The sequence below is a fragment of the Thermobifida alba genome, from assembly GCF_023208015.1.
Classification (GTDB): domain Bacteria; phylum Actinomycetota; class Actinomycetes; order Streptosporangiales; family Streptosporangiaceae; genus Thermobifida; species Thermobifida alba.
The window spans coordinates 1,700,876-1,721,177 of record NZ_CP051627.1; the positions used below are offsets into that span (position 1 = coordinate 1,700,876).

Below are 20,302 nucleotides of genomic sequence, written 5' to 3' on the forward strand. Positions count from 1 at the left end.
CCGACCCCCGTCCCGGTCGCCGTTGCGTCTTTCCCGTTCACTCTTCCTCCCAGCCTCGCCCGGTGCTCCGCGCACTGTGGTGCCAGTGCTCGGCAACGCCACCCTGGCGCGGCGGGATCGAGGACCGCTGGACGGGAGCGGAACGCGCCTTCGCGGTGTCGAGCCGTCCTCCACCGGCGCTCCGCCTCCGCCCAGCACGATCGTGTCGGCTCCGGGCCGAGGCGCGCCCGCCCGGGGTGGGACACGTCCAGGCAGAGCAAGGAGCGTCCGTGCGGATCATCGACCTGTCCTCACCGGTGGACTCCTCGTGGGAGGAGCCTGACCAGGTGGTACACGAGGTGCTGACGCCCCGTCAGGGCGCCGAGCACATGAGCGAGGAGATGCGCCGCCATTTCGGGGTGGAGTTCGCCCCCGACGAACTGCCCCAGGGCGAGTTCCTCTCCCTGGACAGGATCTCCCTGACCACCCACACCGGCACCCACGTGGACGCCCCCTCGCACTACGGCTCGCGTGTCGCCTACGGTTCCGGCATCCCGCGCCATATCGACGAGATGCCCCTGGAGTGGTTCCTCCGCCCCGGAGTGGTTCTCGACGTCTCCGACATCCCGCTCGGCACGATCGGCGCCGCGCGCCTGGAGAAGGAGTTCGCGCGAATCGGCGGTCCGCCCGAGGCGGACGACATCGTCCTGCTGCGCACCGGAGCCGACCGCCACGCGGGTACCCACCGGTACTTCACCGACTTCGCCGGCCTGGACGGTCCCGCCGTCGACCTCCTGCTGGACCTGGGGGTGCGGGTGATCGGCACCGACGCCTTCAGCCTGGACGCGCCGTTCGGCCACATCATCGAGCGGTACCGCGCCACCGGCGACCGGTCCGTGCTCTGGCCGGCCCACATGGCGGGCCGCCGCCGGGAGTACTGCCAGATCGAGCGGCTCGCCAACCTTGACGCGCTTCCCGGCCCCAGAGGTTTTCAGGTGGCGTGCTTCCCGGTGCGGATCACAGGCGCCGGTGCCGGCTGGACCCGGGCGGTCGCCCTGGTCGAGGACTGACCGACAGCGCGGCCCGAGCGCGACGATCGACAGCCCATGCGAGGACAACCCGAGCGAGGAGTGCCCATGTACGGTCCGGAACTGGCCGCGGTCTACGAACTGGTCTACCGGAGCAGAGGCAAGGACTGGGACGCCGAGGCCGCCTACCTGGAGCGGGAGATCAGATCCCGGTTTCCCTCCGCCGACTCCCTGCTCGACGTGGCCTGCGGCACCGGGGCCCACCTCGAGTCGTTCCGGCGGCGCTTCTCCTTGACCGAGGGGGTGGAGCTGTCCGACGCCATGCGGGCCGAGGCTGTGCGGAGGCTGCCGGATGTCCCCGTGCACGTCGGTGACATGCGCTCCTTCGACCTGGGGCGCCGGTTTGACGCGGTGATCTGCGTGTTCTGCTCGATCGGCTACCTGGAGACCGTGGCGGACCTGCGTGCCGCGCTGCGTTCGATGGCCGCGCACCTGGTGCCGGGGGGCGTGCTCATCGTGGAGCCCTGGTGGTTTCCCGAGCACTTCATCGACGGGTACGTGGCCGGAGATCTGGCCCGTGACGAGGAGAGGACCGTCTCCAGGATCTCCCACTCCACCCTCCAGGGCCGCCGAACCCGGATGGAGCTGCGGTTCGTCATCGGCACGAAAGCGGGTATCAGCGAGTTCACCGAGATCAACCTGCTGACCCTGTTCACCCGCGAGGAGTACCTCGACGCGTTCGCCGACGCCGGCTGCCCCGCCGAGTACCTGGAGGGCGGCCTGACCGGACGCGGCCTGTTCATCGGGATCAGCCGCGAGGCGGGAGAGGACGTCCGCAGAGTTCCTCCGCGACGGCCATGACATAGCGGCCGTAGGAGGAGTTGCCCATCCGGGCACCCAGCCGGAAACCGCTCTCGGGGTCGATGAAACCCTTGCGGATGGCAATCTCCTCGAGGCAGGCGATGCGCACCCCCTGACGCTCCTCCAGGGTCCGCACGTACTGACCGGTTTCCAGAAGCGCCCGGGGCGTTCCGGTGTCGCTCCAGGCGAACCCGCGGCCCAGATCGACCAGGCGGGCGTCGCCCCGCTCCAGGTAGACCCGGTTGACGTCGGTGATCTCCAGCTCACCCCGCGCCGAGGGGCGCAGGTCGCGGGCGATCTCCACGGCATCCCCGTCGTAGAAGTACAGCCCGGTGACCGCCCTGTTCGACCGCGGACGCTCAGGCTTCTCCTCCAGGGAGACCAGGCGGCCTCGTGCGTCAGTCGTGGCTACGCCGTAGCGCCGCGGGTCGCTGACCGGATAGCCGAACAGGACGCATCCACGCACGTCCTCACTTTCCCGCTCCAGCACCTCGGAAAAGGAGTTCCCGTGGAAGAAATTGTCACCGAGCACCAACGCTACGGGTCCCTCGCCGATGTGGTCGGCACCGATGATCAACGCCTCGGCGATTCCGTTGGGCTTCTCCTGCTCCCGGTAAGCGATCCGCAGGCCGAACTGTCCCCCGTCGCCGAACAGCATGTGGAACCGGGGAAGGTCGGCCTGGGTGGCGATGATCATGATGTCCCGGATTCCGGCCAGCATGAGAACCGAAAGCGGATAGTAGATCATCGGCTTGTCGCCGATCGGTAGGAGCTGCTTGGAAATAGCGAGCGTCGCCGGATGGAGCCTGCTTCCCGTTCCCCCTGCAAGAATGATTCCCTTCACGGTGGAAGTACTCCTCCCTTCGGGAGCAACGTGGGCTGGTCATTCTTCGCCGGAATTCTATCGAACGGGATTGGCAATTCCTATGCCGCGGTTCCGCGCTCAACCCCGATTCGAGAATTATGCAAACGCGGCGAGTTCCAATCGAGTTGCACACGCCGGAACCTCGGCAGCGGGATTCTCTTCCCGTGGCGTTCCGGGAAGCCAGTACAGGAAGCGAGTGTCTCTTGGTTACGCGGGTATGGGACTACCTGGTTGAATACCACAAGGAGCGGGAGGACATCCTCGAGGCGGTGGAGACCGTCTTCGGGTCGGGGCGCCTCGTGCTCGGCGAGAGCGTGTCCGGGTTCGAGCGTGAATTCGCCGACTACCACGGCCTGCGCGCGTGCGTGGGTCTGGACAACGGAACCAATGCCGTCAAGCTGGGCCTGCAGGCGCTCGGAGTCGGGCCCGGAGACGAGGTCATCACGGTCTCCAACACCGCCGCGCCGACGGTGGTGGCCATCGACGCGGTCGGCGCGACCCCCGTCTTCGCCGACGTGCGCGAGGAGGACTACCTGATGGACACCTCCCAAGTCGCCGATCTCATCGGGCCGCGGACCCGCTGCATCCTGCCGGTGCACCTGTACGGACAGTGCGTCGGTATGGCCCCCCTGCAGGCCCTCGCCGAGGAGCACGGCCTGGCCCTCCTGGAGGACTGCGCTCAGGCACACGGTGCCCGCCACCACGGGCGACTCGCCGGGACCATGGGCGACGCGGCCGCCTTCTCCTTCTACCCGACCAAGGTGCTCGGAGCCTACGGCGACGCGGGGGCGACGGTGACCCGCCACCCCGAGGTGGAGAGCGCCCTGCGCCGTCTGCGCTACTACGGAATGGAGGACCGGTACTACGTCGTCGACACGCCCGGCCACAACAGTCGCCTCGACGAGGTGCACGCCGAGATCCTCCGCCGCAAGCTGCGGCGACTCGACGACTACATCGCCGGGAGGCGCGCGGTCGCCCGGCGCTACGAGGAGGCCCTCGGCGACAGCGACCTGGTCCTGCCCTCCACCGCCCCGGGCAACGACCACGTGTACTACGTCTACGTGGTTCGCCACCCTCGGCGCGACGACATCATCGAGGCTCTGAATGCCTACGGCATCTCACTCAACATCAGCTACCCCTGGCCGGTGCACACGATGACGGGATTCGCCCATCTCGGCTATCGTCCCGGATCGCTTCCCGTGACCGAAGCGCTGGCCGGCGAGATCTTCTCCCTTCCCATGTACCCCTCCCTCCCCCTGGAGACCCAGGACCGGGTGATCGAGGCGCTCACCGAGGTCCTCGCCCGACTGTGAGCCGGGGGGCCGGCACCGCTCACTCCCGGGTGTCGGCCCCCAGCAGCCCGTAGAGGCAGGCCACCAGACTCCGCGCCTGGATGTTGACGTAATGGCTGTGCCTCAGCAGTTCCGCGAGCTGGTGGAGCGGCATCCACCGGAAGTCGGGCCACTCCACCGCGGCGGGGTCGGCATCCGTCTCGACGATGAGGTAGCGGTTGCGGGCGTGGTAGAACCGTCCCCCCTCCTCGGACAGCACACTGTCAAACCTGACGCGTTCGGCGGGGGCCGCGAGGACCTCGTCGAGGAAGCGGGGGCGGGCTGAGGCGGGCAGGTGGGTGTAGGTCTGAGGTGTGCACTGCACGGTCGGCGCCAACTCCACCACGTCGACGTACCCCGCCTCCACCCGCGCGTGCACGAGCACATGGAGCACACCGTCGACCGGCCTGGCCAGGAAGGCGACCACCCCCTGCCCGTGGGGTTCGATCATGGGCTGGGCCCACCGGGTCACCTCGCGTTCCCCAGCCTCCACGCTCACCCCGATGACGTCGAAGAACAACCCGCTTTCGTGAGAAATCCGGCCCTCGGCTCGGCGCCAGCCGCGAAGGGCGTTCAACGGAGCCGGGGCCGTGCGCGGCTCGATCCGGCTCCGCGCGTCGGTGATCCAGCTCAGCACGTCGACCATGGAGTGCAGGGCGCCTTCAGTCCGTACACAGGAACGCCGCAGGGCGCTCAGGAAGGGGTCGTCCCCCCTCCGCTCGGGCCGCGGGTCGCCGTGCTCGCGGGCGAAGGGCAGGCAGGACAGCACGGTACGCGCATCCATGTTGACCATGTCTTTCTCGGCGAGCAGCCCGAGCACCTGGCCCAGCGGCAGCCAGCGGAAGCCGGGCCGCACCTCGACACCGCTGTCCGCCTGCACGACCATGTTGCGGTTGCGCTTGTGGTGGAACCACGCCCCCTGCTCGGACTGTCGCACGTCCACCAGGACCCGGTGGGCGGAGGGATCACGGAAATACTCCAGATAGGGAACCGCACGGCCGCCGTGCACGCGCGTGTAATTGCTCCGTGTCGCCTGGACTGTCGGGGACAGCTGCACCGTCCTGGCATTGCCGGGTTCCGCCTTGGCCTGCATGAGGCAGTGGAGGACGCCGTCTTCCTCCCTGACCAGGATGCCCAGGATGCCCACCTCGGGTTGCCGGATGATGGGCTGCCACCACTCCTCGACCGGCTGCCCCGGAATCCGGACCCGCAGGCCTCCGACGGTGAAGAAGCCACCACTGCGATGGCTGATGTCCCCGGTGGAGGGGTCGGTCTCCCACATCTCCAGGTCGTCCAGGGAGACCCGGCGGACCCGCATCGGCGCCTGGTGCTCGACCTCCGCCAGCCAACGGCGGACATCGTCGAGTTCCCCGGCATCCGTCAGGCTCCGGCGAGCCGAATACGCCAGCAGCGCGGCGGTCCCGTCGCCGCGGACATCGTCATCCATGCTTCCCCCTGCTCCTGTAGTCCGGCGACGCCTCCCACTGGTCCTCCAGGGAACGCGCAAGCCCGATGGCAGGCTCCCAACCGAGCAGTTCGCGGGCTGACCGGATGTCAGCGAGCGTCCACGCTCCCCCCCGCGCCGAGGCCCCTCCGCCCTCCTCCCGAATCGCGGTGGCAGGCAGCCCGGCGGCGGACAGCAACAACCCCACCAGTTCGCGCACACTCACCGCCTCTCCCCGGCCGATGTTGAAGACCCGGCCGACGGCATCAGCGCGCGCCGCACGCAGCACCGCACGCGCCAGGTCACGTACGTCCACATAGTCCCTGCGCGCATCGGCAATGGCCACGGGGAGCGGTTCCCCGGGGCGTGCGGCCCGCAACCGCCTGGTGAGCGAACCGAGAAACCCGACACGGCAGGTGCCCGGACCGCAGACGTTGACGGCTCTGAGGACCACCCCCTCCAACCGACCGGCGCGTGTGGCCTCCAGAACCGCCTCCGAACCCGCCAGCTTGGTGCGCGCGTAATCGGTGGAGGGCCGCGGAGGCTCGTCTTCACCGATACGGACGCCCCCGCCGACCTGCCCGTACTCGTGGATCGACCCGATCTGCACAAAGCGCGGCCCCGTGGTCGCGCGCGCCGCCGCCTCCAGCAGGCGCTCGACCAGCAGCACGTGGACGCGCCGGTTCTCCTCGGGTGTTGCGACCCACCCGCCGGCCGCGTTGACGATCACCTCGGCGCCGCTCTCCTCCAGCAGGGCGCGAAGCTCCACCGGATCGGCGTCCGCCACGTCCAGGCCGACACCGCGCACCCCCGCGGGAAGACCCACCGGCCTGCGCGCGACCGCGGTGACCCGGTACCCCTCCGCCTGGAACGCGGCGCAGACATGGCGCCCCACGCTTCCGCTCCCCCCGATCACGACCACGGAGAGGCGGCCCTCTACACCGTGCCGCAGAACCGGAACAGCACGCTCAGACACCGTACATCGCCCGTTCGATCCGCCGGCACTCCCCGTAGTCGGGCAGCAGCCCCGACTCCTGCAACTGGGTCAGCCCAGGAGCGTCGCGGTCGCGTTCGGAGAGCACCGGGTCGCAGAGGCGCGGCAGGACGACACCGATCTCGGGATCGAAGACGGACAGAGCCAACTCGTTCTCCCGGACGTACTCACCGGAGAGCATGTAGGACATCACTGTGTTGTCTTCCAGGGCAACGAAGGCGTGCGCCACACCGACGGGGAGGTACATCGCGCGCATTCCCACCGGGTCGAGGACCGCGGTGTCCCAGGCACCGAAGGTCGGTGAATTCACCCTGATGTCGATGACGATGTCGACCGCGCTCCCTCGTGCGCAGTACACGTACTTGGCGGTTCCCGGCGGGGTGACGGTGAAGTGCGCGCCGCGGACGACGCCCGCCCGCGAGCGGCTGTGGTTGGTCTGGGCCACCGGGAAGAGCCGGTGGCCCAGCGCCGATTCGAACGCCGATTCCTGGAACGGCGAGACGAAGATGCCCCGAGGGTCCTCGAACACCTCGGGGACGAACTCGAAGGCTCCGCGCACCGACAGTTCCCGTGACTTCATGATCGACCCTTTCCGCTTCGGCCGTACCGACTCCTGCCGCTCCTCAGCGACACGCCCGCTTCTGCGCGTAGGCCCCGGCGCGCTCCATCGTCGCCCTGCTGTTGCGGCCGAGCGCGTCACGCACGGCCGACCGGGCCTTCTCGATGTCGGCGCCCGGACCCAGCACCCGCGGCACCGCGTCCGGGGCGAGGACGACGGTGTGGAAGGAGGTGACCAAAGCTCCGCTCCCGGCTTGTGCGACCTCCCAGCATCCCGTGTGGACCGCCAGCAGTTCAGGAGTACGGAGCTGCTTGTAGACGATCCGGTGCCGGGGAAAGCACACTCGGACCGACTCGGTGGTGTGGACTCCGCCGTCGGCGGCACGGGTGTCCATCTCCAGTCTCTGGATGTTGACCGTGTCCTCCTCGAGCGCGACGCGGGCGACATGGGGCAGCCGTGCCTCCCACTCCCCGGCTTCGTGCAGGAAGTCGTAGACGTCGGCCGGGTCCCCCTCGACGTGGACCTCGTCGGAGAACTCCAGGAGCAGTCCGGCCTCCCGCACCGGGGTCTCGGCCCTCTCCTTCAACGCGGCCAACTCCGCGCCGCTGTTGGTGCGAATCGCCCGGGTGATCCACGCTTCGGCCGCGGCGTCGCCGTCCACAGCCTGGAACTCGTGCTCCAGAACGACGAGGCACCCGTCGCCCCCGGGCTCCACGCGCCACTGTCCGCGCATGGAAGCCACGGGCGGACGGGACACCTCCTGCCGGAAGCGGACCGTGCGCTCCGTGGGATCCAGTTCCCGCAGTGAGGTCCACCCCTTGGGGTCGCCGTTGGCCGTGGCCCAGATGTGGATCCGCTCCCGGCCCGCCCCCAGGTCCTCGCGGTCGACGTGGATGGTGGGGCCGAAGACCCAGGCCCAGTCCTCCACCGCGGCGATGAGCGCGTAGACGCGCTCGGCGGGGGCCGACACCTCGATCCGATGCCTGGTCCGCTTCGTCTCAGGTCTGTTCATGCTTCTCCGTCCTGGTGTCGCACAGGCCGCTCCGCCGTGCGTGCGGCACCGTGATCGTGCGTGTCTTGCCCGGGACCGCCCCACCGTGCTCCCGTGGCGGAGGGGTGTGCCGGGAGGCTCAGTAGTTGCCCAGCCCGCCGCAGACGTTGAGTGCCTGAGCGGTCGTCGCGCCGGCTGCTTCGGAGACGAGGTAGGCGACCATCCCCGCGACCTCCTCGGGGACCGCGTAGCGGCCGAGAGGGATCTTCGCCCGGAACCGCTTCAGCACGTCCTCCTCGGTCACGCCCCAGTGGTCGGCGTATCCCCGCCGCACCCGCTGAGCCATCGGCGTCTCCACATAACCGGGACACACGGCGTTCACGGTCACCCCTGTCCCCGCCAGTTCCAGGCCGAGTGACTTGGTGAATCCCACGACACCGTGCTTGGAGGCGGTGTAGGGCGCTCCCAGGACGACACCCTGCTTGCCCGCGGTGGAGGCGATGTTGACGATCCGCCCCCGGGGACTGCCTAGGATGCCCCCGCGCGCCAGCACCTCCCGGGTCGTCCGGAAGACGCCGCCCAGGTTGGTCTCGATGACGTCGTTCCACAGCTCGTCGGAGAGTTCGGCGGTGACACCGCCCCCGCTGCGTCCGGCGTTGTTGACCAGGACGTCGACCCGCCCGTAGCGGTCCACGGCGCACCGGACCAGCGCACGCACGTCGTCGAGCGAACGGACGTCACAGTCGCGGCCGTCCGCGTCGTACCCTTCGGCGCGTAGCGACTTCACCGTCTCCGCGACGTCCGCGGCGGAACGCGCGCAGATGAAGAGCCGGTGCCCCGACTCCGCGAGCGCGCGCGCGACTGCTAGGCCGATACCGCTGGTGGCCCCGGTGACCAAGGCCGCCGGACCTCCTGCACTGGACATATGCGCTCCATGCCTCGTCGACGCTCAGAGGGGCTGGCGCCCCGGTTGCTCCGGCATCGTGACCGAACGCGCTATCAAAACGCTCGATCCCGCCTGCCGCTCGGCCGCAATCCCCCGATGATCAGCCTTCGAGCCGGGTGTGCGGGCGGCCGCCCCGGTGGGGGAATCCAGCCGTTCTCGCCCATCCCGCAAGCCGTCCCGGGCAGGGTGGGGCGCAGAGCCGGTGCGCCGATCGGCGCACCGGCGCGGAGTGTCCCAGAACCCTGCGGCCCCGACCTGATGGGAGCGGTACATGCGTCCGGCAACCGAGACGAGCTACAAGGCGGGTCTCACTGCGGTCTTCGACCGCGCGGCCCCCACCTACGACCGGATGGGCGTGGAGTTCTTCACCCCGATGGGACGGCGCCTGGTGGAGCGCGCCGCGCCGGCTCCCGGCGAGCGGATTCTGGATGTCGGATGCGGACGCGGCGCCTCGCTGTTCCCCGCGGCCGCCCGTGTGGGAGCACACGGCCACGCAACGGGCATCGACATCGCCGAGGCGATGATCGAGCAGGCGGCCGAGCAGGCCGAGCGGGAGGGCTTCGACAACGTCGAACTCCTGGTGATGGACGGCGAGCGGCCCGACTTTCCGGAACGCTCCTTCGACGTGGTGCTGGGCGGCTACAGCATCATCTTCTTCTCGGACGCGCCCTCGGCCCTCACGACCTACGCTCGCCTGCTGTCCGGCAGCGGACGCATCGCCTTCACCAGTCCGGTCTTCAGCGACGACGTGTTCCCCTTCCTGCCGCCCATGTTCACCGGCCTGGTCCCGCAGAGCCTGCTGCGTCACCTGCCCTCGGACTGGGCCCCGGAACGGATCCGAGAACGCTTCCACTCCTGGCTCGCCGATCCCGACGTCCTGGAGGCCACCATGGGGCGCGCCGGGTTCACCGACGTGGAGGTCGAGGACGAGACCGTGGAACTGACCGCGCCCTCGGGCACAGCCTGGGTGGACTGGTCCCACACGCAGGGCATGCGCGTACTCTGGCAGCATCTTCCCGAAGAGGAGGCCGCAGCGTTGCGCGCGCGGCTGATCTCCGCCCTGGACGCCGCTCGGCCCGAGGGCCGGCCGCTCACCATGGACGTGCCGGTGCGTTTCGTCACCGCCCGACCCCGGCACTGAGCGGCCGATCACACGTCGGGCCCCCGATCCCCTCCGCCTCCAGGAGGCGCCGTGCCCGACGCGCCGCCTCGCGGTCCCGCGACGGCGGCCCGGAGCGGGCCGGAAGCAGGGGCACGACGGCGCTGCGTCCGGCACGGACATCGGGATGCAGGCGCGCCAGCCGTGACAGCGCCTGCCCCGGCCCCGCTTCGACCAGTAGGTAGGGGCTGGTGGACAGCAGTGCGCACAGGGCGTCCCAGAACCGCACCGGAGCGGTCACGTGGTCGGCCCAGTAAGCGGGATCCCGCGCTTCACCGGCGCTCAGCCGCGCCGCGGTGTAGCAGGAGTACAGGGGGATGCGCGGGGGCGAGGCGGGGATCGAGGCGAAGGCGCGCGCCGCGTGCGCCCTGGTCCGCCGAAGCACCGGGCTGTGGAACGCGGTGAGGGAGGGAACGGCACGGTGGGTGATCCCCGCCCCGGCCAGCATGCCGCGTGTCGCTTCCACCGCCCGCACCGTACCCGCGACCACCGTCTGGCGGGGCGCGTTGACGGCGCCGATGACGGCTCCCCCGACGAGAAGGGGAGCGATGTCCGCGGGGGAGGCGGCGGTGGCCAGCATCCGTCCCGGCGGGGCCTGGGCCACCTCGTGGGAGCGGTTCACGACCACACGGGCGGCGTCCGCGAGCCCGAACACCCCGGCCAGCACTGCGGCGACCAGTTCGCCCAGGCTGTGCCCGAGGAGGGCGGAGGGTCGTACGCCCCATCCCTCCACCATGCGGGCCAGCGCGTAGTCGACCGCGAACAGCAGCGGCTGCGACCGTGTCGCATGGTCGATCGGCAAACGGGGACGGGCCGCGCGCCACTCCGCTCGGAGGTGCTCCCCTTGGGGGCCCATCGCTTCGAACGCCTCATCGAGGGCGTTCGTGAATCCGTGGTCGTCGTGGCAGAGCCCTGCCGCCATGCGCGGATGCTGCGAGCCCTGGCCGGGCAGGAGCAGGGCCACGGGGCGCCGGTCCCCGCGCGGTGCCGTGGCGGGGCCCTCGGCCGGAACGGTGACCGGGTGCCCCGGCACGACCGTCCGCCGCGCCGCGTCGGCCTCTGTCACGAGGACCGCCCGGTCAGGTGTTCGCGGACCTCCTCCAGCAGAGCGCGCGGCGTGGTGATCGCCTCCACCCGTTCGTCGGGGAGCATGACGCCGAAATCGTCCTTGATCCGGACGGTGATCTCGAAGACGAGGAGCGAGTCGTAACCGAGCTCGTTGAAATCGGTGTCCAGCGCCGCCTCGTCGAGTTCGGTGTCGGCACCACCGACACACTCTTCGACGATGCGCCGCAGGTCGGCGAGTTCGAAGGTCTCCACGGTGCACTCCTTCCGGGGCGGCCGCGGGGTCCAGCGGCCTCCCCACAGCCTGGCCCGGCGGCCTCGACCCCGGATGGACGTGTGATCGAGCCGCGCGCAGGAATCTGGCGGTGGACTCGGGGGCGGGAACGAGAGGAGACCGGCGTGATCCGACAGACAGGTGCCGGAACCGGACGCCACGCGGCGATCCTGGGGGTCGGCGGGTACCGACCGCGCAGAGTCGTCAGCAACATCGAGGTGTGCGCGGGAATTGACTCCACCCCTGAGTGGATCGAGTCACGCAGTGGTATACGTGAGCGGCGGTTCGCGGATGAGCGGGAGACCCTGGCCATGATGGCGGCGCAGGCCTCGGCCACGGCCCTGGCCGGTGCTGGCCTGCGTCCCGAGGCGGTTGACCTGCTGCTGGCCGCCAGTATGTCGGATCTGGTCCAGACACCACCGCTGGCGGCGCGCGCGTCCCACGCGCTGGGGGCGCACGCGGCGGCGGCCGTGGACGTGTCGGGGGCGTGCGCGGGATTCTGTCACGCGTTGGCCGCGGCCCGTGACGCTGTGCTGACGGGCAGCGCCGAGTACGTCGTCGTGGTCGCCGCGGAGCGGATGACCGACATCGTGGACCCTGCGGACCGCAACGTCAGTGTGCTGTTCGCGGACGGGGCGGGAGCGGTGGTCGTGGGCCCCTCGGCGGTGGCCGGGGTCGGTCCCGTGGTCCGTCGCGCCGACGTCCGGTACACCGACGCCCTACGCATGAGCGGTGACTGGGGGCGCTACGCCGCCTCACTGGAGGAGGAGCGGCCGTGGATGCGCATGGACGGCCGACGGGTCTTCCAGTGGGTGGCGGACGCGGTGGTGCGGGGCGGGCGGGAAGTGATACGAGCCTCCGGAATCGAACCGGCCGACCTGGAGGTCTTCATCCCCCACCAGGCCAACGAGCGCCTGATCGATCTGTTGGCGGAGCGTCTGGGGCTTTCCCCCACCACCGTGGTGGCCCGCGACGTGGTGACCTCAGGCAATACCTCAGCGGCCTCCATTCCCCTGGCGATGGAGACGCTGCTGGCCTCCGGCGGCGCCCGCAGCGGCCAGCTCGCGCTCCTCCTGGGTTTCGGAGCCGGTCTCAACTTCGCGGGTCAGGTGGTGAGACTGCCCTGACCCCGTCCCGCCACCCCGGTGGCGCCGCCGTGTCCCCGCGGGGGACGGGTCAGCCAGGAAGGCCGGCAGACTCGGTGAGTCTGCGGTTGGCCAGGGCGACAAAAGCCGCGAGAGTGCGCACCTCGGCGATCTCCTCCTCGGGCAGCGCGATGCCGAGGTCGCGCTCCAGCCGCGCCGCGGCCTCCATGACGGCCAGGGAGTCGTAGCCCAGCTCGTCGAAGTCGACATGGGCGCTGTCCGCTCCCAGCGCGGCGTCGGTGTCCTCGCCGGCGCACTCCCGCATGATCTGGATCAGGTGGTCCAGGGTCAGTTCGGTCACGTCACTGTCCTCTCTTCGCTGTCCTCAGCCCCTCTACCGGGGCGTGTCGACCGCTCAAGGCCGGGGTTGCGCCGCCTCGACGATGACCGCGGAATTGAATCCGCCGGTACCTCGGGCCACGACCAGGGCCGCACCAGGGGCCAGCGGCCGGGGCGCCCCGGTCACCAGGTCCACCGCCGCGTCGGCGGCGGTGGCGGAGTTGATCGTGGGGGGAGCGATCCGCTCGCGCAGTGCCAGGCAGGCGCTCACCAGGTCCAGCGGTCCGGCACCCGCGTACAGGCGTCCGGTCATCGTCTTGGGCGCGGTGACCGGCACCCCCCTCGGACCGAAGACCTCGGACAGGGCCTCGGCCTCAGCCTGGTCTGCCTCGGTCTCCCCGGCGGCATCGGCGAAGACCACGCTGACCCCGTTGGGAGCGGTTCCCGCATCCTCCAACGCCCCTTCGATGGCACGGCGCAGGTTGGTCGGCCGTCCTGATCCGGGAGGGGGGTCGAACGTCGCGCAGTACCCGGAGATCTCGCCGTAGCCGCGCACGCCTCGGCTCCGGGCCCGATCGGCGCTCTCCAGCACCAGCATCGCGCCCCCCTCCCCAGCGACGTGGCCGGTCGCGTCCCTGTCGAAGGGCAGGTAGGCCCGGTCGGGATCGTCGCTTCCGGTGAGCCTGCCGGAGGCGGCCTGCGCGGCCAGGCCGTAGGGACAGACCGCGGAGTCCATTCCGCCGGTGAGCGCCAGCGGGGTCCCGGCTCTCAGGACGCGCCGCGCCTGGGCGATCGCGTCCAGGCCGCCAGCCTGCTCGGTGACGACCACACCCATCGGACCGCGCATGTCGTGCCGGATCGAGAGCTGTCCGGTGTTCACCGCGTAGAACCAGGCGAAAGACATGTACGCGCTCACGTACTGGGGCCCCCTGCCCCACAACTTCTCCAGTTCGCGCTGGCCGAAGGCGATGCCGCCGGTGGAGTTGGCGGTGACCACCGCCATGTCCTCGGCGGACAGTGCGGCCTGGGGGGAGCCGGCGTCCACGAGCGCCCATTCGGCGGCTGCCAGGGCGAAGCGGGTGATCCGGTCGCTCTGGGGAAGCAGGCGCCCGGGAATGTGGTCCTCGGCGACGAATCCGCGGACCTCGCCGAGGAGCCGCGACCGGCGGCCCTCGGGGCCGAAGGCGTCCACCGGGACGATGGCGTTCTCGCCCCGAAGGGTCGCCTCCCAGTGGGCCTTGGCGCCGATCCCGGTGGGGGCTATCACGCCGATTCCGGTGATGACGGGGCGTGTCCCGCCTTCTGTGTTCGGGGGCACGGCGGTCATCCCTTCCCGTCGGTGAGGACCATCGCGCTCTGGAATCCGCCGAAGCCGCTGCCCACGGTCAGCGCGGTGCGGACCCGGTGCTCACGCGCGGTGAGCGGCACGTAGTCCAGGTCGAGTTCGGCGTCGGATTCGTGCAGGTTGGCTGTCGGCGGCACGACCCCGTGTCTGATGGCCAGCAGGCACGCGACGATTTCGATGGCTCCGATGGCGCCGAGTGAGTGGCCCACCACGGGCTTGATCGAGCTCACCGGGACGCTGCGGGCCCGATCCGCCAGAGCGCGCTTGAGGGCGGCGGTCTCGTGTCTGTCGTTCTGCCTGGTCGCCGTCCCGTGGGCGTTGACGTAGTCCACCTCCTCGGGGAGGGTGCGTCCCTGGGCCAGTGCCGCGGTGACGGCGGCGGCGAGTTCCCGTCCGTCGGGGCGCAGCCCGGTCATGTGGTGGGCGTTGCCGCGGGAGGCGTATCCGGTGATCTCACCGAGGATGCGGGCCCCTCGGGCCAAGGCCTTCTGTCGTTCCTCCAGGACCAGGACCGCAGCCCCCTCGCCTAGGACGAAGCCGTTGCGTCTGCTGTCGAAGGGTTTGCAGGCACCGGCCGGATCGTCGTTGCTCGGGGAGGTCGCCCTGATCGCGTCGAAGCAGGCGACGGTGATCGGTGCGATGGGTGCTTCGGTCCCCCCGGTGATGACGGTGTCGGCACTCCCCTCTCGGACGAGTTCGAAGGCGTGACCGACGGCGTCGATCCCGGAAGTGCAGCCCGCCGAGATCACGGCCGCCGGTCCCTCCGCCCCCGCATTCCAGGCCAGCTCCGCCGCGATCGAGCTCGGCACGAAGTAGTCGTAGAAGTGCTCGCTCGCCCGGTCGGCGTCCACCCGCCACCGTCTGCCGCCGTCGCTGACCTCGAGATACTGCCGCTCCATCTGCTGTGTGCAGCCGACCGCGTTGCCGATGCTCACCCCCGTCCGGTCAGGACGCCGCACGCGGTCAGTCAGGCCGCTGTCGGCGATGGCCTGGCTGGCCGCGGCGAGGGCGAACTGGGTCGCCCGGTCGAGTTCTTCGGCACGCTCGGCGGTCAGCCCGTGCCGGTGCGGGACGAAGTCGCACTCGGCGGCGACCTGTGAGCGGAAGGGGCGGGGGTCGAACGTGCTGATGGTGCGCGAGGCCGTACGACCGCTGGTGATCAAGTTCCAGAACTCCTCGGTTCCGGTTGCCCTCGGGGCGATCACCCCCGCACCGGTGACGACCACACGCCGGTTCACCGGAACTGCCCGGAGACGGCGTTGTCCGCCTCGGCACCGCCGACGGGGGCGGTGGCGCCGGCCGCGAAGGACCGCACGGAGCGGAAGAGCTGGGGAACGCCCCGGCACAGCTCCCTGAGCGGCGCCGCGGTCCGTGCGAACCGCTCCCCGGTCGTCGCCGTCCGGAACGAGTCCAGGTCCGTCCAGACGGCGATGTTGACGTAGCTGTCCTCCCGGTCCAGGTGACGTAGGAGGTCGTAGCGGATGATTCCGGGTTGGCGCTCCAGGAACGCGGCCACCTCGGCGAAGGCCTCTTCGAACTCCCGAGGTGAGACGACGTCGACGAACTGGTTGACCAGGATGATCATGCGCTCCTCCTCCCAGCTCCGCCGCAGCGGCGGTGTACGTGGCCAGCGGCCTCCGGCGTGTGCAGACGACGCTGGGGGGCGGGCGTCGCAATCAGCTCGATTCCGGATTGATCCCCGGTTCACGGGGCGCTGGGCTGGGAGTGGTACCGCGTCCGGCGGGGCGGCCGGGACCCGCTCCGTACGGGTCCGGCCGCCCCGCTACGAGAGGCGCGCGGGGGCGCCGGAGGCCGGTGTCTTGACCGCTCCGTGTGGTTTCCGGCCGAGGCGGGTCCCGCGCTCGCGGGTCGTCCACCCTTCCGGGAACTGCTTCCTCTCCAGGAAGGGGGTGACGAAGCCGGGGCTCGCGGAGTCGACGAAGGCGCCAACCTCCGCGACCGCCAGGTCGGGCGAGGAGTACTTGCCCCGCCCCGCGGCGGTGGTGACCGCCACGGTGGCCAGGCCCAGGCGCTGCTGGAGAAGGGATTGGCGTACGGTCACGCCGCTCACCGCCCGCGTCTGGACAGCCGCGGTGACGCGGGACATGACACCGCGGCGCAGCACCACATAGCGGCCGACGATGGCGTGTCCCAGGTGCCGGTACCCGGCTACGGCCAGCAGCAGCGCCGTCGGCCAGGTGAGCAGAGCGGTCGCCCACCAGGGCCACGCGTCCTGCCATCCGAGGTTCGTCAGGGCCCAAGCCGTGGTGACGACGATCGCCGCGCTGACGAGGGTCGCCCAGAACAGGCGGCGTCTCAGGGCCGCCGGGGGGTGGGGGGCGAACCGTGTCCTCAGCGGACTGCGCTCCTCCCGCAGGACCTCGTCGACAACCCGGTGCGCGACCTTGACCGGACCGCGCGGGAGGATCGTGGGGGCCATGCTCCACATGGACAGCCCCGTGGTGATCACGTCGGTGTCGGCCATGCCCATCCAGCGCCACAGCAGCGGTTCGGAGATCTCCGCGCCGCGTATCCGGTGTTCCTCACGGTCCACCTCTCGGGTGCGGAACAGCCCCTGGGTGGTGCGCAGCAGCGTGCCGTCCTTGCCGTGGACCCGCATGAGCCGGAACTCCCAGTTCTCGTTGAAGAACTGGTAGGTGAGTCCGACCACGCCAAGAGCCCCGGTGATGAGGACTGCGATGAGGGCGGTCCAGCCCCAGCCGATGGCCTCCCAGTCGACCACTCGTTTGACCAGGGGCAGCGGGTCAACGCCGAAGGTGGACAGCAGCCAGTACGCCCCCCAAAGGATGCCGACGGCCAGCACGTAGGCGTAACCGTTGAACATGTTGAAGATGACCCAGGAGTAGCGGATCGGCTGGATGAGGCGCTCCCCGGGCTCTCGTCCCCGGGCCACGTCCTCGATGCTGCGCTGCAGCAGTTCGGCGCGGAGTTCCAGCGCGGTCCGGTAGGAGACCGCGTCCAGGACCAGCGCCGACTCGCCGGCGGTGTTCTGCTGCCCGGCGCCGATCCGCACCATGCGCAACCGGGCCAACCGGTGCCGCAACCGCGCCTCGGCCTCCACACTGCGAATGCGGTCACGCTGGATCGACCGGTACTTGCGGACGAAGAGCCCGGTCCGCCGCTCGACGTAGTCGTCGGTGATGCGGTAGCGGGTGGTGATCCAGCGTAGGACGTCGCTGAGTGCGCTGTAGAGGCCGAACGCGGCGACGATCAGCACTGGCCAGGTGGCCGCGAGGGTCGGCTCCACGTCGAACAGGAGGAGCGCGGCCGCCACGGGACTCAGGGAGACGACCAGCTTCACCGCGTCGACCAGGATCATCCTGGCGTCCAGCCGCCGCCAGGGCACCGCGGTTCCGGTCTCGATCGGCGCGCTGGACTCGGTGACCGGGGGCGCGGGCTCCCCCGCGGTGTCCCGCACGGCCTGTTCGGTCGGGGGCCGACCGCTGCTCCTACGCATCGGTCCGGTGTTCATGTCTGGTCTCCGGGGGTGAGTTGGGTGATCTCGGTCAGCCGCCTGGCGGCCTCGGCGGCGGTCTCCTGGTCGAGGCCGGAGATGTAGATGGCGCCGTGCGCCGACGCGGTGGTCACCGCCAGCCGCGCCAGGCCCAACAGTTGCTCGATCGGGCCCTGGACGGTGTCGACCGTCTGGATACGGGAGAGCGGGGCGACCCGCCACTCCCGGACGTACCATCCGGTGCGCGAGTACACCGCCTCCTCGGTGAACTCCCAGCGATGCACCGCGTAGCGCCAGAAGGGCATCACCGCGATGTAGAGCACGCCTCCGACGAGCACGACCACGAGAGGGGGTCCCAGCCACGGCCGGAGCTGCTCCACCCACAGGTAGAGCAGCGCCATCGCGCCAGCGATGAACAGGAACCGGACGAACGCCTGCGCGGCCCACCACACACGGGCCCGGCTCTCGACCCGGTGCTTCGGCAGACGGAGCCAGACCGGCTCGACGTCGGTGGCACGGGCTGCCGTTTGCGCGTCCACGTGACCTCCCTCAACTCCTTGGTGGATGCTTGAATAGAATCAGGCTAGCACCTAAATGAGACTCACATGTCTCATCTAGAGACGCAACTTTCTCGTTATGAGGAGTCTTCTTGTCGCCGACATCCACACCCCACTCCCGGCAGGAGAGTGGGACCCGCGGCCGGACCCGCCGCGCCATCCTGGCCGCGGCCACATCGGTCCTGGCCCGCGACCCCTCCGCCCCTCTCACCGACATCGCCAAGGCCGCGCAGGTCGGACGCGCCACCCTCCACCGCTACTTCTCCGACCGAGCGGAACTGCACCGCGCGGTCGTGGCGGACTGCCACCAGACCATCAAGGAAGCCGTCGCGGACGCCGCTCCGGACCACGGCGACGCCCGCGAGGCGCTGCGGCGCCTGGTCACCGGTTTCGTCGACGCGGGTGACCGCATCCTCTTCCTCTACGGCGCCTTCCGGAGCGACGAGGACGAGACGGACGAGGAGATGCCCGACGCCACCGGCGACGCCGTCATCTCACTGATCCGACGGGGACAGGAGGAGGGGGTCTTCACCCGCGACCTCGAACCGGACTGGATCGAGAACGTCCTGTGGGCCCTCGTCTTCGCCGGATGCGAGGTCGCCAGGGAAGGCCGTCTACCCCGCCACGGCGTTGCCTCGACCATCATCCGCACCCTGGAAGGCGGGATCGTCCGCGGCGAATGACGCCGCGGACCCGCCCCCGGAAGAACGGAGAACCCCATGCGCGTCCTGTTCACTGTTTCCCCGTGGCAGACCCACTACGCGTCGATGATCCCCCTGGGTTGGGCTCTCCAGGCCGCAGGCCACGAGGTCCGCGTGCTGTGCGCACGATCGCAGACCCCCCACGTGGGCGCCGCGGGACTACTGCCCGTTCCGGTGCTGGACGGGATGGACGTGGCGACCTGGCTCCGACTCCAGTACTACGAGCAGGCGCGGGCCGGGCTGTGGCCCTACCCCTGGCTGCCACCGCACCCTGAGACCGGCCACCCCCTCACGGCGCTCGACGACTTCGACGCCGCGGAGTTCCAGGAGCGTACGGCGCCGCGGTTGGCGGAACGGGCCGCCCGGAGCTTCGACAGCGCGGTGGAGTTCACCCGCGCCTGGCGACCGGACATCGTCCTGCACGACCCGGCGAGCCCAGAAGGCCAACTCGCCGCCCGGGTGGCGCGCATTCCGGCCGTGCTGTGCCTGTGGGGCCCGGTCGGCACCAGGGAACCCGCGCACATGAGCATCGTGCTCCCCGACCACAGCGCGTCCTTCCCGCGCTACGGCCTGGGCGAGCACCACCCCGACAGTGCGACCCTGGCCATCGACCCCTGCCCGGCCTCCCTGGAACCCCCGACTTCGGCGCGGCGGCTGCGGGTGCGCTACGTCCCCTACAACGGAACCGCCCCCGTCCCCAAATGGACCCCGGTCCCCGCCCGCCGCCCCCGCGTGTGCGTCACCTGGTCGACCGCCCTGACCGTGATCTCCGGCCCCGACTCCTACCTGCTTCCCACGATCCTGCGGGGACTACGAGACGTCGACTGCGAGGTAGTGGTCACCGCCACCGAGCACGACGCCGCCCTTCTCGGGAAACTCCCGCCCGACGTCCGCGTCGTCCCACGCCTGCCCATCCAAGCCCTGCTTCCGCACTGCGACGCCGTGGTGCACCACGGCGGCAGCGGCTCCACCCTCACCTCGCTCTGGGCCGGGGTCCCGCAACTCGTCACCACCTTCGCCGCGGAGCAGGCGGCGACCGGGACGCGTACCGCCGCGACCGGAGCCGCGATCCACCTGCCCGGCCACCACGCGGACTCGGCCGCCATCGGCGCCTCCGTGACGGCGCTGCTGTCCGACCGGTCCTACCGGTCTGCCGCCGAACGCCTGCGCGGGGAGCTGGCCGAGCGTCCGGCGCCCTCCGCCCTCGTCACCGAACTCGAGGAACTGGCCGCGGCCTGACCCGGACCGCCCCGGGGCAGGGGTGGACAGGCGATACAGCGGGATTCAAGCGAGGTGATAGGCCG

At 70.5% G+C, this 20,302-nt stretch carries 21 protein-coding genes; 7 read left to right on the plus strand and 14 right to left on the minus strand.

The genetic code is table 11. From position 1 onward, the window contains the following. Positions 1-269: 269 nt before the first annotated feature. Both FOF52_RS07500 and FOF52_RS07505 read left to right on the plus strand, forming a co-directional pair. Complete coding sequence (locus tag FOF52_RS07500; RefSeq protein WP_248593101.1) at positions 270-1,049, plus strand: cyclase family protein; 780 nt, start codon at positions 270-272, stop codon at positions 1,047-1,049. A gap of 66 nt (positions 1,050-1,115) precedes the next feature. Further along, positions 1,116-1,868: a class I SAM-dependent methyltransferase gene (locus FOF52_RS07505; RefSeq protein ID WP_248593102.1), complete on the plus strand. Its 753-nt coding sequence runs from the start codon at positions 1,116-1,118 to the stop codon at positions 1,866-1,868. On the opposite strand, the gene rfbA is transcribed toward FOF52_RS07505, so the two are convergent. Continuing rightward, positions 1,816-2,712: a glucose-1-phosphate thymidylyltransferase RfbA gene (gene rfbA, locus FOF52_RS07510; protein ID WP_248593103.1), complete on the minus strand. Its 897-nt coding sequence runs from the start codon at positions 2,710-2,712 to the stop codon at positions 1,816-1,818. The genes FOF52_RS07505 and rfbA overlap by 53 nt on opposite strands. A 224-nt stretch (positions 2,713-2,936) precedes the next feature. On the opposite strand from rfbA, the gene FOF52_RS07515 reads away from it, so the two are divergent. Continuing rightward, positions 2,937-4,046 carry a DegT/DnrJ/EryC1/StrS family aminotransferase gene (locus tag FOF52_RS07515; RefSeq protein ID WP_248593104.1) on the plus strand — a complete coding sequence of 370 codons (1,110 nt, stop codon included), beginning with the start codon at positions 2,937-2,939 and terminating at the stop codon, positions 4,044-4,046. Between the two features lie 19 nt (positions 4,047-4,065). Here the strand turns inward: FOF52_RS07515 and FOF52_RS07520 are convergent, their stop codons facing one another. The 5 genes from FOF52_RS07520 to FOF52_RS07540 all read right to left on the minus strand — a co-directional run bounded on the left by FOF52_RS07520 (position 4,066) and on the right by FOF52_RS07540 (position 8,977). After that, positions 4,066-5,511, minus strand: a complete 1,446-nt coding sequence (locus FOF52_RS07520; protein WP_248593105.1) for an NDP-hexose 2,3-dehydratase family protein — start codon at positions 5,509-5,511, stop codon at positions 4,066-4,068. Beyond that, entirely contained in the window at positions 5,504-6,403 is a 900-nt protein-coding gene (locus FOF52_RS07525; protein WP_248593106.1) for an NAD-dependent epimerase/dehydratase family protein, read from the minus strand. The genes FOF52_RS07520 and FOF52_RS07525 overlap by 8 nt, the downstream gene beginning before the upstream one ends. Before the next feature lie 73 nt (positions 6,404-6,476). After that, a complete protein-coding gene (locus tag FOF52_RS07530; RefSeq protein WP_248593107.1) occupies positions 6,477-7,082 on the minus strand; it encodes a dTDP-4-dehydrorhamnose 3,5-epimerase family protein in 606 nt (201 codons plus the stop codon). Positions 7,083-7,125: 43 nt separating this feature from the next. Then, on the minus strand, positions 7,126-8,073 hold the full coding sequence (locus tag FOF52_RS07535) for an aromatase/cyclase (RefSeq protein ID WP_248593108.1): 948 nt from the start codon (positions 8,071-8,073) through the stop codon (positions 7,126-7,128). A gap of 118 nt (positions 8,074-8,191) precedes the next feature. Next, positions 8,192-8,977, minus strand: coding sequence for an SDR family NAD(P)-dependent oxidoreductase (locus tag FOF52_RS07540; protein ID WP_248593109.1), 786 nt, complete (start codon positions 8,975-8,977; stop codon positions 8,192-8,194). A gap of 292 nt (positions 8,978-9,269) precedes the next feature. On the opposite strand from FOF52_RS07540, the gene FOF52_RS07545 reads away from it, so the two are divergent. Next, positions 9,270-10,139: a class I SAM-dependent methyltransferase gene (locus FOF52_RS07545; RefSeq protein WP_248593110.1), complete on the plus strand. Its 870-nt coding sequence runs from the start codon at positions 9,270-9,272 to the stop codon at positions 10,137-10,139. Here FOF52_RS07545 and FOF52_RS07550 read toward each other — a convergent pair. Both FOF52_RS07550 and FOF52_RS07555 read right to left on the minus strand, forming a co-directional pair. Then, positions 10,117-11,223: an acyltransferase domain-containing protein gene (locus FOF52_RS07550; RefSeq protein ID WP_248593111.1), complete on the minus strand. Its 1,107-nt coding sequence runs from the start codon at positions 11,221-11,223 to the stop codon at positions 10,117-10,119. The two genes, FOF52_RS07545 and FOF52_RS07550, sit on opposite strands and share 23 nt — an antisense overlap. Next, on the minus strand, positions 11,220-11,477 hold the full coding sequence (locus FOF52_RS07555) for an acyl carrier protein (protein ID WP_248593112.1): 258 nt from the start codon (positions 11,475-11,477) through the stop codon (positions 11,220-11,222). The genes FOF52_RS07550 and FOF52_RS07555 overlap by 4 nt, the downstream gene beginning before the upstream one ends. A 144-nt stretch (positions 11,478-11,621) precedes the next feature. Between FOF52_RS07555 and FOF52_RS07560 the strand changes: the two genes are divergently transcribed. Then, a complete protein-coding gene (locus FOF52_RS07560; protein WP_248593113.1) occupies positions 11,622-12,623 on the plus strand; it encodes a beta-ketoacyl-ACP synthase 3 in 1,002 nt (333 codons plus the stop codon). A gap of 49 nt (positions 12,624-12,672) precedes the next feature. Here FOF52_RS07560 and FOF52_RS07565 read toward each other — a convergent pair whose 3' ends face one another. From FOF52_RS07565 to FOF52_RS07590, 6 genes are all read right to left on the minus strand, one after another. Further along, positions 12,673-12,942, minus strand: a complete 270-nt coding sequence (locus tag FOF52_RS07565; RefSeq protein WP_248593114.1) for an acyl carrier protein — start codon at positions 12,940-12,942, stop codon at positions 12,673-12,675. A 54-nt stretch (positions 12,943-12,996) separates the two neighbouring features. Further along, on the minus strand, positions 12,997-14,247 hold the full coding sequence (locus FOF52_RS07570) for a ketosynthase chain-length factor (protein WP_248593115.1): 1,251 nt from the start codon (positions 14,245-14,247) through the stop codon (positions 12,997-12,999). Further along, the gene (locus FOF52_RS07575; protein ID WP_248593116.1) at positions 14,244-15,503 is read right to left on the minus strand and encodes a beta-ketoacyl-[acyl-carrier-protein] synthase family protein; all 1,260 of its coding nucleotides are present in this window, start codon (positions 15,501-15,503) and stop codon (positions 14,244-14,246) included. The genes FOF52_RS07570 and FOF52_RS07575 overlap by 4 nt, the downstream gene beginning before the upstream one ends. Next, positions 15,500-15,850 (minus strand): antibiotic biosynthesis monooxygenase family protein, encoded by a 351-nt coding sequence (locus FOF52_RS07580; protein ID WP_248593117.1) that lies wholly within the window; start codon positions 15,848-15,850, stop codon positions 15,500-15,502. The genes FOF52_RS07575 and FOF52_RS07580 overlap by 4 nt, the downstream gene beginning before the upstream one ends. Before the next feature lie 198 nt (positions 15,851-16,048). Then, complete coding sequence (locus FOF52_RS07585; protein WP_248593118.1) at positions 16,049-17,758, minus strand: PH domain-containing protein; 1,710 nt, start codon at positions 17,756-17,758, stop codon at positions 16,049-16,051. Then, positions 17,755-18,279: a PH domain-containing protein gene (locus FOF52_RS07590; protein WP_248593119.1), complete on the minus strand. Its 525-nt coding sequence runs from the start codon at positions 18,277-18,279 to the stop codon at positions 17,755-17,757. The genes FOF52_RS07585 and FOF52_RS07590 overlap by 4 nt, the downstream gene beginning before the upstream one ends. Positions 18,280-18,389: 110 nt before the next feature. On the opposite strand from FOF52_RS07590, the gene FOF52_RS07595 reads away from it, so the two are divergent. Further along, positions 18,390-18,980, plus strand: a complete 591-nt coding sequence (locus FOF52_RS07595) for a TetR/AcrR family transcriptional regulator (RefSeq protein WP_248593120.1) — start codon at positions 18,390-18,392, stop codon at positions 18,978-18,980. A gap of 36 nt (positions 18,981-19,016) precedes the next feature. After that, entirely contained in the window at positions 19,017-20,237 is a 1,221-nt protein-coding gene (locus tag FOF52_RS07600; protein WP_248593121.1) for a nucleotide disphospho-sugar-binding domain-containing protein, read from the plus strand. Positions 20,238-20,302 lie beyond the last annotated feature (65 nt).